Annotated in this window: 12 protein-coding genes; 6 read left to right on the forward strand and 6 right to left on the reverse strand. The window is 70.2% G+C overall.

Features of this window, described 5'->3' with window-relative positions; all coding sequences use genetic code 11:
* Nucleotides 1-12 precede the first annotated feature (12 nt).
* On the forward strand, nucleotides 13-981 hold the full coding sequence (locus JOD67_RS19660; RefSeq protein ID WP_372442337.1) for a heme o synthase: 969 nt from the start codon (nucleotides 13-15) through the stop codon (nucleotides 979-981).
* Here JOD67_RS19660 and JOD67_RS19665 read toward each other — a convergent pair.
* The 4 genes from JOD67_RS19665 to JOD67_RS19680 form a co-directional block, all read right to left on the reverse strand.
* Entirely contained in the window at nucleotides 978-1,718 is a 741-nt protein-coding gene (locus JOD67_RS19665; protein WP_205119066.1) for a DUF899 family protein, read from the reverse strand. The two genes, JOD67_RS19660 and JOD67_RS19665, sit on opposite strands and share 4 nt — an antisense overlap.
* An 82-nt stretch (nucleotides 1,719-1,800) precedes the next feature.
* The gene (locus JOD67_RS19670) at nucleotides 1,801-2,442 is read right to left on the reverse strand and encodes a DUF1345 domain-containing protein (RefSeq protein ID WP_205119067.1); all 642 of its coding nucleotides are present in this window, start codon (nucleotides 2,440-2,442) and stop codon (nucleotides 1,801-1,803) included.
* Between the two features lie 34 nt (nucleotides 2,443-2,476).
* On the reverse strand, nucleotides 2,477-3,928 hold the full coding sequence (locus JOD67_RS19675) for a protein kinase domain-containing protein (RefSeq protein ID WP_205119068.1): 1,452 nt from the start codon (nucleotides 3,926-3,928) through the stop codon (nucleotides 2,477-2,479).
* Between the two features lie 72 nt (nucleotides 3,929-4,000).
* Entirely contained in the window at nucleotides 4,001-5,464 is a 1,464-nt protein-coding gene (locus JOD67_RS19680; RefSeq protein WP_205119069.1) for a DEAD/DEAH box helicase, read from the reverse strand.
* A gap of 151 nt (nucleotides 5,465-5,615) precedes the next feature.
* On the opposite strand from JOD67_RS19680, the gene JOD67_RS19685 reads away from it, so the two are divergent.
* Both JOD67_RS19685 and JOD67_RS19690 read left to right on the forward strand, forming a co-directional pair.
* Nucleotides 5,616-7,118, forward strand: coding sequence for a DHA2 family efflux MFS transporter permease subunit (locus JOD67_RS19685; RefSeq protein WP_307782458.1), 1,503 nt, complete (start codon nucleotides 5,616-5,618; stop codon nucleotides 7,116-7,118).
* Entirely contained in the window at nucleotides 7,115-7,513 is a 399-nt protein-coding gene (locus JOD67_RS19690) for a bleomycin resistance protein (RefSeq protein ID WP_205119070.1), read from the forward strand. Before JOD67_RS19685 ends, JOD67_RS19690 begins: the two co-directional genes overlap by 4 nt.
* On the opposite strand, the gene JOD67_RS19695 is transcribed toward JOD67_RS19690, so the two are convergent.
* Nucleotides 7,510-8,454 (reverse strand): nucleotidyltransferase family protein, encoded by a 945-nt coding sequence (locus JOD67_RS19695; protein WP_205119071.1) that lies wholly within the window; start codon nucleotides 8,452-8,454, stop codon nucleotides 7,510-7,512. The genes JOD67_RS19690 and JOD67_RS19695 overlap by 4 nt on opposite strands.
* Before the next feature lie 75 nt (nucleotides 8,455-8,529).
* On the opposite strand from JOD67_RS19695, the gene JOD67_RS19700 reads away from it, so the two are divergent.
* From JOD67_RS19700 to JOD67_RS19710, 3 genes are read left to right on the forward strand one after another with little or no spacing between them, the layout of a single operon-like run.
* A complete protein-coding gene (locus JOD67_RS19700; protein ID WP_205119072.1) occupies nucleotides 8,530-9,282 on the forward strand; it encodes a DUF899 domain-containing protein in 753 nt (250 codons plus the stop codon).
* Entirely contained in the window at nucleotides 9,279-10,280 is a 1,002-nt protein-coding gene (locus JOD67_RS19705; protein WP_205119073.1) for a serine hydrolase domain-containing protein, read from the forward strand. Before JOD67_RS19700 ends, JOD67_RS19705 begins: the two co-directional genes overlap by 4 nt.
* Complete coding sequence (locus JOD67_RS19710) at nucleotides 10,277-11,383, forward strand: winged helix DNA-binding domain-containing protein (RefSeq protein ID WP_307782459.1); 1,107 nt, start codon at nucleotides 10,277-10,279, stop codon at nucleotides 11,381-11,383. The genes JOD67_RS19705 and JOD67_RS19710 overlap by 4 nt, the downstream gene beginning before the upstream one ends.
* Here the strand turns inward: JOD67_RS19710 and JOD67_RS19715 are convergent.
* A complete protein-coding gene (locus tag JOD67_RS19715; RefSeq protein ID WP_307782460.1) occupies nucleotides 11,288-12,253 on the reverse strand; it encodes a COX15/CtaA family protein in 966 nt (321 codons plus the stop codon). The genes JOD67_RS19710 and JOD67_RS19715 overlap by 96 nt on opposite strands.
* Nucleotides 12,254-12,265 lie beyond the last annotated feature (12 nt).

Here is a 12,265-nt window from a genome sequence, read left to right on the forward strand (position 1 = left end):
AATCTCTCCGAGGTGTTCGTGACGGCAGTCGACTCCGATCCCCGTGTGGGTGAAGCAGCACCGGTCGACGATGCCGGACGCGGAGCGATCGCTCGCTTCCGTGATGTGATCGCCGCGTACGTCGGCCTGACCAAGCCTCGGATCATCGAGCTGCTGCTCGTCACGACCGTCCCGGTGATGTTCCTCGCGGCCCGCGCGGTCCCGCCGCTCGGACTCGTGGCGCTGACCGTCGTCGGCGGCATCCTGGCCGCGGGCAGCGCGAACACGTTGAACTGCGTCTTCGACCGCGACATCGACGAGCAGATGCGTCGCACCCGCCGGCGGCCGTTGCCGCGGCACGCGGTGTCGCCTCGGTCGGCGCTGGTCTTCGGGCTGCTGCTCGGCGTCGTCGCGACGCTGTGGCTCGGGTTCTTCGTCAACTGGCTGTCGGCCGGTCTGGCGCTGGCGGCGAACGCGTTCTACATCCTCGTCTACACGCTGGTCCTGAAGCGGCGGACCTCGCAGAACATCGTGTGGGGCGGCCTCGCTGGCTGCTTCCCCGTGGTGATCGGCTGGACGGCCGTCCGCGGAACGCTGGACTGGGCACCGCTGGCTTTGGTGCTGGTGGTGTTCTTCTGGACGCCGCCGCACACGTGGACGCTGGCGATGCGCTACCGGGAGGACTACGCGGCCGCGGGCGTGCCGATGCTGCCGGTGGTGGCGTCGGACCGGACCGTGGCGTTCCAGGTGAGCGCGTACTGCTGGGCGACGGTGGCCGCCTCGCTCGCGCTTTGGCCGATGGCGGGGACCGGGTGGATCTACCCCGTGGCCGCCGCCGTGCTGGGCGGGGCGATGCTCTTCGAGGCGTACGCCCTGCGGCGGCGGGTCGCGCGAGGCCAGGCTGGTCCAGCGTTGAAGCCGATGCGCTTCTTCCACTGGAGCAACCTGTACCTCGCGCTGCTGTTCGTCGCCGTCGCGCTGGACCCGCTGATTCTCGGTTAGCTGAGCGTGTCGTCCCGGCCGGCCTCGATGCTGGCCCACTGGACGAGCGGGCGGCCGTCCCGCCGCCAGCCATCCGGGTGCTCCTCGGTGCCCCAGGGCTGCGGCCAACCCTCGGGGGAGTCCTCCCACGTCTCCTGGCGTCCGTAGACCGACATGTCCCACATGCCGTGGGTGCCCGTCATGATCTCCACGCCGCGGCCGCCGGTGTAGTACGTCTCGTACACCTTCTCGCCGTCGCGGACGTAGAAGACGAGGTGGTGGCTCTGCCAGTCGCGCCCCTCGAGCAGCTGCGGCGCGGTCTTCTCGGCGGAGTACCACGGCATCTCCAGGCCGAGGAAGTCGCGGTAGCGGCGGCTCTCCTCGTACGGCCCCTTGCAGAACACCGCGTACGTGATGTCACGGGAGTGGATGTACGACAGCTCGCGCACCTGGCTGTTGAAGAACGTGCAGCCCTCGCACTGCTCCGGGGCGGGCTTGCCGGGCCACCAGGCGTGGTAGTACGCGATCAGCTGCTTGCGGCCCTCGAACGTCTCGAGGAGCGTCGTCGGACCGTTCGGCCCGACGACCTCGATGCTGGCGTCCACCTCCGCCATCGGCAGCCGGCGCCGCTCCGCCGCGATCGCGTCCCCCTCGTGGGTGTGCGCCTTCTCGCGCTCCAACAGCGCCCTACGGGCGGCGAGCCAGGTCTCGCGGTCCACCACAGGCGGGAGAGCCGGGTCGGAAGTGTGGTCGGTCATGATCGCCTCCATGCGTATCGTCGCTGGTTTTGCCCACCGACGTACGGGAGCATGCCGGATTCGACATCCGGGCCGAAGTTTCCTATCCGGTGAGGTAGGAGGCGACGAACGTGACGGCGGCGGCGAGGATCAGGGTGTTGAAGAAGAAGGCGAGAACGCCGTGGGCGAGTACCTGGCGCCGCACCCGGCTCTGCGTGACCGTGACGTCGGTGGTGCCGAACGTGGTGCCGACCGAGACGGCGAAGTAGGCGAAGTCGATCAGGTTCGGCTCGTCCTCGCCGGGAAACTCCAGCCCGCCGGTCTCGGCGTACAGGCGGAGGTAGGTGACGACGAATCCGGTCTGCAGGGTCACCCAGGAACCGACGATGGCCAGCACACAGATGCCGAGGACCAGCGTCGGCGGTGCGTCCAGCGTCTGAGCTCGCGGCAACGCCTGGACGGTCGCCAACATCGCGATGCCCGCGGCGACCTGGGACACCTGCTCCGGACTGGTCCCGATCCATCTGTGGACCGGATGCTTCGCCCGCGTCGCGAGCGCGACCGTGCGCAGCTTCACGGGTTCGTGCCCGCGGAAGGTGAGCCAGGTGAGCAGCAGGTAGGCCACGGCGTACAGGCCCCAGACCGCGAGGAGCTTGACCAGCCCGGCGCCCGGAATGAGCAGTCCGGGCGACGCGAGGACCGAGGCCAGGCTCTGTCGTGGGAACTCCCGATTCCACCAGCGCATAGTCGTGCAGTCTCCCCGGTTTGCCCCGGGAACGTCACGCTTGCCGGTCGGACTCGCCCGTGGGTGTCGCGTCGGGGCTGGTGGAGGTGGACGGCTCGGTCGGCGTCGGATTGGTCGGCTCCGGTGGGTCCGTCTCCGTGGGCGTCGGGCTGGGCTCCACGGACGGGCTGGGGGAGTCCGACGGCTCCGGTGACTCCGACGGTTCGGGCGACGGCGACGGCGAGTCGCTGTCGGTCGGGGACGGGCTGGGATCCGGCGACGTCGAGGGCTCCGGTTCCGACGTCTCGCCCGGAGGCGGCGGTACGGCGGCGGTCGGGGTGGGGCCGGGTGCCGGCGTGCTGCCCGGCGTCACGCTCGTGCTGGCGTCCGGTCGCGGACCGGGCGGCCGGTTGTTGCCCGAACCCTCGGTGTCCCCGCTCTGACTGACCTCGTCGCCCTGCGTGCCGGGGTCGGCCGGGGCCGCACCATCGGCGGGGTCGGCGCCGGAGGTGTTCGCGGGCCGCGGGTCGGAGACGGGCGCCGTACGGTCGGTGAGCAGGTACGAGCCACCGGCGATCGCCAGCACCACGCCAGCAGCGGCGAGCCCGTACAGCACTGCCGGACCACGGCGCCGCGCCACAGCGGCGGCAGGAGCGGCAACGACCGGAGCGGCAGGGTCGACGTACGCGGCAAGCGCCTCGCGCATCTCCGCGGCGCTCTGGAACCGGTCCGCCGGATCCTTCGCCATCGCCCGAGCCGCGATCGCCGACAGTGCCGCCGGAACGTCCCAGTCGGCGTCCCGCGCCAACGGCACGTCCGCCTGGACGTGCAGCCCGATCACGCCCATCGCGGTCTCCGCGGTGTACGGAGGCCGCCCGGCGAGCAGCTCGTACAGCAGGCAGCCGGTCGAGTACACGTCGCTGCGCCCGTCCACCGCGCCACCGGTCGCCTGCTCCGGCGACAGGTAGCGCGCGGTGCCGAGCACCTGCGCGGTCTTGGTGAGCTCCGCCGAAGCCTCGGCCAGTGCCCGGGCGATGCCGAAGTCCATCACCTTCACGCCGTCGTCGGCGGTGAGCATGATGTTGGCCGGCTTGATGTCCCGGTGCACGAACCCGGCGCGGTGGCTGAACTCCAGCGCCTCGAGGATCGCCATCGTCACCTGCAGCGCCCGCTCGGTCGTGAGCCGCTGCCCGTCGCCCAGCACGTGGCTGAGCGGGCGGCCATCGACGTACTCCATCACCAGATAGGGGAGGAGTACGCCGTCGACCTGGTCACCGCCGGCGTCGTAGATCGCGACGATCGACGGGTGGTTGAGCCGAGCCACCGAACGGGCCTCGCGCCGGAGCCGTTCGACGAAAACGTCGTCGGACGCGAGGTCCGATCGCAGGACCTTCACCGCGACCGCGCGGCCGAGGCGGCGGTCGTATCCCCGCCAAACCTCGGCCATTCCCCCGTGTCCGACGACCGTCTCGAGCTCGTACCGATCGTTCAGCGTTCGCTGTGTCACCGCCGCTACTTCTCCCACCCAGAGCCGTGCGAAACCTGCCAAGCCGGAATTGGATGGTCGATTGTGACGGAGTTACGCAGTCCGGGCAGCGCGGGGCCGGTTACGAGGGCTCCGCGTGCGCGGACCGTTGCCGTACCGACGCGGGCTGTGCTCACGGCGCGGTCGGTCGGACGTGCTGCGCTGCGGCGTTTCCTTCACCACGATCGGCGTACCGGACGTGGCGATCTGGCGGACGGCGGCGTGCCCGGGCACGACGTCGTCCTGGCTCGGGGAGACCTGAGCCTTCTCGTGCAGCCGCGCGACCTCGCGCCGCTGGTCGTACTGGACGAGCGACACGACGGTGCCGGTGGCGCCGGCGCGAGCCGTACGACCGGACCGGTGCAGGTAGTCCTTGTGGTCACCGCTCGGGTCGAAGTGCACGACCAGGTCGACGTCGTCCACGTGGATGCCGCGGGCCGCGACGTCGGTGGCGATCAGCACGCGCGGGGAGCCGTTCGCGAACGACTCGAGCGCGCGCCGCCGGGCACCCTGGGTGAGGTTGCCGTGGATCGCGACGGCGTCGACGCCGATCCGGCTGAACTGCTTGGCGAGCCGGTCGGCGCCGTGCTTGGTGCGGACGAAGTACAGCGTCCGGCCCGGGCGCGCGGCGATCTCCGCCGCGACGACGACCTTGTCCTCGGTGCGCAGCGTGAACACGCGGTGCTCGACCGACTCGACCGGCGCGGCGGCCGCGGCGACCGCGTGGAAGGCCGGGTCGACGAGGTACCGGCGAACGAGCTTGTCGACACCACGGTCCAGCGTGGCGGAGAACAGCAGCCGCTGCCCGCCGTCCGGCGTGAGGTCGAGGATCCGGGTGACGGCCGGCATGAACCCGAGGTCGGCCATGTAGTCGGCCTCGTCGAGAACGGCGATGCTGATCTGGCCGAGGTCGCACTCGCGCTGCTCGATCAGGTCGATCAGGCGGCCCGGCGTCGCGACGACGATGTCGGCGGCGTTGCGGAGCGCGCTGATCTGGCGGGACATCGAGGCCCCGCCGTACACCGCGGTGGTCTTGAGCCCGAGCGCGTGGCCGAGCGGCGCGATCGCGTCGGTGACCTGCTGGGCGAGCTCGCGGGTGGGAACGAGGACGAGGCCGCGCGGCTTGCCCGGCAGGCGACGTCCCTCCTCCACCGCGAGGCGGGTGAGCATCGGCAGCCCGAACGCGAGCGTCTTGCCCGAGCCCGTCTGGGCGCGGCCGAGGACGTCGCGCCCGGCGAGCGCGTCGGGGAGCGTGCGGGCCTGGATGGCGAACGGCGCGTCGATGCCGCGCCGGTTCAGCGTGGTGACCAGCTTCTCGGGCAGGCCGAGGCCGGCGAAGCCCTTGGGCAGCGTGTCGGGGTCGAGCTGAGCCGCCGCGTCGAGCTTCGCGTCGAGCTCGCTGCCCGCGGAGGGCGGCGCCGCGCTGACAGCGGGACGGGCGTTGGGACGCTTGTGTTGGTGACGCTTTCTGGGCGTGCGGAAGTTGGCCGCGCGAGAGCGGCGTTCTGTGGACGGCATGAAGTTCTGAATGCTCCGTACTGTGGCGTTTCACTGGCCGCGACAGCACGAGAGAGCTACTTCATCGAGTGGCGACCACGCGAGCGGCTCGCTCGCAAGAGGGACGGCAGGAGGCCGTCGCGAGAGTTAGTGTACCGGAACGATCTTGCGCGTGGGTTTTGGGGACGGAGTGGCGATGGTCACGAACGGTGGTTCTCAGCTGGCTCTCGCCTCCGGACCCGGGCGGTGGGTCCTCGCGGCGACCGTGCTCGGGTCGGGGATGGCGTTCCTCGACGGCACTGTGGTGAATGTCGCACTCCCGGCGATCGCCCGCGAGCTCGGCGGCGGCCTGGTGACCCAGCAGTGGGTGCTCGACGGCTACCTGCTGACGCTGAGCGCGCTGCTGTTGCTGGGCGGGGCGCTGGGGGACCGGTACGGGCGGCGGATCATCTTCCTCATCGGGCTGATCGCGTTCACGGTCGCGTCCGTGGTCTGCGGTCTGGCGCCGACCGGCGGCGCGCTGATCGGCGCGCGGCTGCTGCAGGGGATCGGCGGCGCGCTGCTGGTGCCGGGGAGCCTGGCGCTGATCAACGCGGTCATCCAGTCCTCGGACCGCGGCAAGGCAGTGGGGTCGTGGGCCGGGCTGACCGGTGTGGCGTCGGCGGCGGGGCCGTTCGTCGGTGGCTGGCTGGTCGACGCGGTGTCGTGGCGCTGGGTGTTCCTGTTGAACATCCCGTTAGCGATCGTCGCGGTCTGGGTGGTCGTCCGGCACGTCCCGGAGAGTCGGCCGGCGACGTCGGGTTCGCTCGACTGGGTCGGTGCGGTGGCGGTGACGCTGGGACTCACCGGCGTGACGTACGCGCTGATCGAGATGCCGGCGCACGGCTGGAGTCCGCTCGTGGTGGTCGCGGCCGTCGTGGGTGTGGTGTGTCTGGTCGCGTTTCCTCTGGTGGAGCTGCGGTCGCCCAATCCGTTGCTACCGATGAGCCTGTTCCGCAACGCGCAGTTCACGGGGACGAACATCGTGACGATCGCGGTGTACGGGGCGTTGGGTGGCGCGTTCTTCCTTCTGACGTTGCAACTTCAGCAGGGCGTGGGGTACGGAGCCTTGCAGGCTGGGCTGTCGACGTTGCCGATCACGATCGTGATGCTGTTGCTGTCGTCGCGGATCGGCGCGCTGGCGCAGCGGACCGGGCCGCGGTTGCCGATGACGGTGGGGCCGATCGTCGCCGGCGTCGGGTTGGCGTTGATGTCGACGATCGGGCCGGGTGGCTCGTTCCTGGTGAACGTCCTGCCGGCGGTGCTGGTCTTCGGTCTGGGCCTGTCGATCACCGTGGCGCCGTTGACGTCGACGGTGCTGGCGGGCTTGGACGAAGCGCACGTGGGTGCGGGATCGGGTGCGAACAACGCGATCTCGCGCGTGGCCGGGCTGATCACGGTCGCGGTGCTGCCGTCGATCGCGGGCATCCAGTCGTCGGGGGACGGCGACCTCGGGCCGGGCTTCGACCGCGCGATGCTCATCTCCGCCGGGCTGTGCGTGATCGGCGGCGTGATCGCGTTTCTGACCGTACGGAACGCCACCCGCGTCCAGCAGCACACGCTGCCGTCGCTCAACCACGGCTGCCAGGACCCCTGCACCCGCGTCCCCACCGGCTCCGGCGCGAGCACGGGATGAGCCTCGTTCCCGAGCTGCTCGTCACCGATCTCGAAGCCAGCTTGGCGTTCTGGTGCGGCCTGTGTGGGTTCACCGTCGCGTACGAACGGCGGGACGAGGGCTTCGCCTACCTGACCAGGGGAGCGGCGCACGTGATGCTCGAGCAGGCGGGCGTCGGGCGGAACTGGCTCACCGGCGCGCTCGACCACCCGCGCGGCCGCGGCGTCAACTTCCAGATCGCCGTCGACGACCTGGACCCGATCCTCGCCAACCTCAAAGCCGCCAAGCACAAACCGTTCATGGCACCGGAGACGAGGTACTACCGGGTCGGCGACGAAGACCACGGCGTGCGCCAGTTCCTCGTCACCGACCCCGACGGCTACCTGCTGCGCTTCCAGCAGCCGGTTCCGCGCTAGCGCAGTTCCTCGACGAGGTCGCCGAGCTCTCGTGCGGCTTCCGTTGGGTCGGTGTCGGAGCGCATCCATGCCTGCTGGGCTTGGGGAAACCGGCCGCGGTACAGGGACGCGTAGGCAAGCACGTTGTCCCGCGCGCTCTGCGCTTCGGTGACGTTCTCGCCGACGAGTTGGCGTGCCTCGTACGACAAGGCGATCCGGTCCGCCAGCCACTCCGGGACTGTCGCGGTGTCGACGTCCGCCGCTCGCGCGCGAGCCGCGGTGAGGATGCGGTCGGCCAGCGCTGTACCGCCGAGCCGTTCGGCTCGGTCCTCGAACAGCGACCAGGCACGTCCGAACGAGCCGGTGCGTTCGCCCCAGCGTTCGGTCGCGACCTCCGCGAGCGCGCCGCCGACCTGCCGAAGTGCGATCCAGGCGCCGGTCGGATCGAGGGTCTGGGCTCGCGCGAGCGCGGTGTCGGCGAGGCCGAACCAGGTCGCGATGCGCCGTTCGACGACCGCCGGCTCGAAGCGATACCGAGCCGACCAGTCGAGGAACGCCTGCGCCGCTCCGTGTGGATCGTGCGCCGCGACGCCGTCGTAGATCTTGTCCATCCCGTGCAGCCACCGTGGGTCCGCCAGCCGGTCGAGCGTCCCGTCGAGCTGGCGGATCTCGTCCTCGCCGTACGTGAGCCGGCCGGCGTCGACCGCGGTGTAGATGCCGCTGGAGCCCCACATCTCGCTGAGTTGGTACGCGCACCGGTCGACGTCCTGCGCCACCTCGGGGACTGGCCGGCCGGAACAGATCGCCATCACGTCGAGGTCGGACAACGGCCAGTGCAGACCGCGCCCGAAGCTGCCGCCGAGCACCAGCCCGGTCACGCCCGGTACCGCCGCCAGCGCCTCGATCGCCTCGCGGGACCGGCTCGCCGCCCGCTCCCGCCACCCGCTCAGCCGAGGATCCATGGGGTGGGACGGTACCCGACACAATGCTGAAGTAATTGCTTGACTATTGGTCGAGCGATCGGCATAGTCAAGGGCATGCTTAACAAAGACTTTCCGGCAGTGGTGACGCGGGACGAGTGGCTGGCGGCTCGAAAGGAGCTGCTGGTCAAGGAGAAGGAGCTCACCAGGGCGCACGATCGGGTCAACGCCGAGCGGCGGGAGCTGCCGATGGTGCGGATCGACAAGGACTACGTGCTCGAGGGCGAGAACGGGAAGGTCGGACTGCTGGACCTGTTCGAGGGCCGGCAGCAGCTCGTGCTGCACCACTTCATGTGGAACTTCGACCTCGACGACAACGGCGACGAGCACCCCAAGGACGTCGGCTGTACGAGCTGCTCCTCGACCGCCGACCAGATCGGCGATCTCGTGCAGCTCAACGTGCGCGGCATCACGCTGGCCGCGGTCTCGCGCGGTCCGTTCGCGAAGCTCGACGCCTTCAAGAAGCGGATGGGCTGGATCTTCCCCTGGTACTCGTCCGCGGGCAGCGACTTCAACTACGACTTCCACGTGACGGTGGACGACCGGGTCGGCCCGGTGCTGATGAACTTCCGCGACGAGACCGAGATCGACTGGCAGCCGCGCATGCGTGGCGACTATCCGGCGATCAGCACGTTCGTCCGCGACGGCGACGAGGTCTTCCACACGTACCAGACGTTCGCCCGCGGCATCGAGTACGCCGGCAACGCCACCTACTACCTCGACCTCACCCCGTTCGGCCGCGTCGGCCCGGGCGCGGGCAGCGCGGAGATGCGGTTCCACGACGAGTACGGACCCGAGGACGGCGCATGACCGACCTGCAAGCAGAGGTTGACAGCCTGGTCGCGTCCGGCGCCGAGCGCGGCTTGCAGGTCGCGATCTACCAGAACGGCAAGCAGGTCGCCGAAGTCTCGACGATCCCGCCGGACACGCCGATCTTCAGCTTCTCCCTCGGCAAGGCCGTCACGGCGACGCTCGTGCACCGACTGGTCGAGCGTGGGATGTTCGCGTACGACACGCGCCTCGACGAGCTGTGGCCGGAGTTCGCCCAGCAGGGCAAGGAGAAAGTGACCGTACGGCACGTTCTCGACCACTCCGCGGGCCTGCCCGGCCTCCCACTCGACACCACCGTCGACGACCTCTGCGATCACGACAGGATTTGCGGGATCCTGGCCGAGGCCGAGCCCTGGTGGGAGCCGGGTACGGCGTTCGGCTATCACGCGTACACGTTCGGCTACCTGCTCGGCGAGGTCGTCCGCCGCGCCACCGGCCGAACGATGTCCGACATCCTGCGCACCGAGATCACCGAGCCGCTCGGCATCGCGAACGAGCTCTTCTTCGCCGTTCCTCCAAGCGAGCAAGGAAGACTGGCCAACCTGGAGAACACCGACGGCTTCACCGACCAACAGCCGCCCGACGGAACGCCGCGGAGCACGTTGCCCTCGGCGGAACTCGGCAACGACCCAGACTTCCTTGCCGCCGAGATCCCCTCGGTGTGTACGACCTCGGCCCGGGCGATCGCGAGGATGCTCGCGGCGCTGCTGGACGAGGTCGACGGGGTCCGGTTGCTCACCGAGGAGACCCTGCGGAAGGCCACCGCTGTGTCCATCGAGGGCGTCGACCGGATCCACGGCGTCCCCTCGCGGTCCGGCCTCGGCTACGCGCTGGCTCTGGCCGGACCGACCACCTTCGGCATGGGCGGCGGCGGAGGCAGCATGGCGTGGGCGGATCCGACGCGCGGAATCTCCTTCGCCGTCACGAAGACCAAACTCTCCCCGGGCTTCGACACGGCCTCTAGATTGGCGCCGTGACCGAGGTCCTGACCAACCGAGCGCTCAACCGCGCCACCTTGGCGCGCCAGTTCCTGCTCGACAAGGCCGACTTGACGGCGCTCGAGGCCGTGCGGCACCTGTACGGGTTGCAGGCCCAAGCGCCCACGCCGCCGTACTTCGCGCTCTGGGCACGTCTCCGAACCTTCGAGCCCGACGACCTCTCGAAGCTCATCGTCGACAAGCAGGTCGTCCGCATCGTGCTCATGCGCGGCACCGTTCACCTCGTCACCGCCGACGACGCGCGAGCGCTCAGGCCGCTCACCCAGCCGCTCCTCAACCGCGACCTCCTCCAGAACACCATCCACGCGCCCAAGCTCGCCGGCATCGACTTCGACGAGCTCGATCGGCACACCCGCGCGATCCTCGCCGAACGCCCGCGGACGAACGCCGAGCTCGGCGCCGCCCTCGCCGAGCACTACACCGACCGCGACCCGGGCTCGCTCGCCTACGCGGCGCGCGACAAGGTCCCGCTCGTCCAGGTGCCGCCGCGCGGGATCTGGGGCAAGAGCGGCCAGCCGACGTACGCGACCGCCGAGCACTGGCTCGGCGAGCCGCTCGAGCAGGACTCGAAGCCGGAGGAGATGGTGCGTCGCTTCCTCGCCGCGTACGGTCCCGCGAGCGTGCTGGACGTCCAGGCCTGGTCCGGCCTCACCAAGCTCGGCGAGGTCGTCGAACGGATCCGCAAGGACCTGCGCACGTTCCGGAACGAGGACGGCCGCGAGCTCTTCGACCTGCCCGACGCCCCGCGCCCCGACCCGGACACGCCGGCGCCCCCGAACCTGCTCGGCGGCTTCGAGCAGCTCCTGCTCTCCTACGCCGACCGCACCCGCGTCGTCTCGGTCGAACACCTCAAGGAACAGGTCAGAACGAGGGCCGTCGCCCGCGGCACCGTCCTCGTCGACGGCCGCTTCGCCGGCGTCTGGGACCTCGCCGCCAAGGCCAAGACGGCGACGCTCACGATCGAGCTGTGGGTCCAGATCGAGAAGTCAGAGCGGGACGCGCTCCTGCGACGGGCCGGGGAGCTGCTCCGGTTCGCCGAGCCGGCCGCCGACACCCACGACGTCCGGGTCACGACGCGGTGAGACCGCCACGACCAGCCAGACCACGGTGGCCAGCAGCACGGCCGCGCCGAGCATGTGCAGCCCGACGAGAACGATCGGCAGGTCGGTGACGTACTGCACGATCCCGACCACGCCCTGAGCGAGCTCGACGCCCAGTAGCGTCCAGGCGGCCCGCCGGGCGCGCGCACCCGCACGTGTCGCGAGCAGTACGACGATCATGCCGACCGTGAGACCGATCAGCAGGAACACCAGGTCGGCGTGCGCCTGCGCCATCACGGCTGGGTCGAGCCCGTTCCGCGGCGCGTAGACGTCGCCGGCATGGGGACCACTCCCCGTGACGACCGTGCCGAGATAGATCACGGCGGCCGCGACTGCGAAGATCATGTACGCGAGCACGCGCACCGGCCTGGGCAGCGGCGGACCCGTCGCGGACCGCCCCCGCACCCGGTCGATGAGCAGGACGGACAGACCGACGAGCACCATCGACAGCAGGAAGTGCAGTGAGACGACCCACGGGTTCAGATTGGTCAGCACCGTGATGCCGCCGACCACTCCCTGCATCGGAATGCCCAGCAGCACTGCGGTGGCGATCAGCCGAGCGCCACGTACGCGGACGGGCGAGCGCATGACTGCGAGCCAGGTCAGGGCCGCGACGATGATCAGGACGAACGTCAGCATCCGGTTGCCGAACTCGATCGCGGCGTGGATCCCGAGCTCGCCGTGCGGGACGAACGAGTTCGTCGTACACCGCGGCCAGGTCGGGCAGCCGAGTCCCGAACCGGTGAGCCGGACGGCTCCGCCGGTGACCACGATGCCGACGTTTGCGACAAGTGTCGCGATCGCTAGCCTGCGGACCTGTCCGAAAGTGGCCTGCGGCAGCTCGAATCGCACAACGGAAGCCTA

Origin of the sequence: Tenggerimyces flavus, from assembly GCF_016907715.1 — a bacterium.
GTDB lineage: Bacteria > Actinomycetota > Actinomycetes > Propionibacteriales > Actinopolymorphaceae > Tenggerimyces > Tenggerimyces flavus.

Excerpts from the sequence above, each read along its gene's own strand:
- JOD67_RS19665 (WP_205119066.1), bottom strand. The coding sequence starts at position 1,718 with ATGACCGACCACACTTCCGACCCGGCTCTCCCGCCTGTGGTGGACCGC.
- JOD67_RS19670 (WP_205119067.1), bottom strand. The coding sequence starts at position 2,442 with ATGCGCTGGTGGAATCGGGAGTTCCCACGACAGAGCCTGGCCTCGGTC.
- JOD67_RS19680 (WP_205119069.1), bottom strand. The coding sequence starts at position 5,464 with ATGCCGTCCACAGAACGCCGCTCTCGCGCGGCCAACTTCCGCACGCCC.
- JOD67_RS19690 (WP_205119070.1), top strand. The coding sequence starts at position 7,115 with ATGAGCCTCGTTCCCGAGCTGCTCGTCACCGATCTCGAAGCCAGCTTG.
- JOD67_RS19695 (WP_205119071.1), bottom strand. The coding sequence starts at position 8,454 with ATGGATCCTCGGCTGAGCGGGTGGCGGGAGCGGGCGGCGAGCCGGTCC.
- JOD67_RS19700 (WP_205119072.1), top strand. The coding sequence starts at position 8,530 with ATGCTTAACAAAGACTTTCCGGCAGTGGTGACGCGGGACGAGTGGCTG.
- JOD67_RS19705 (WP_205119073.1), top strand. The coding sequence starts at position 9,279 with ATGACCGACCTGCAAGCAGAGGTTGACAGCCTGGTCGCGTCCGGCGCC.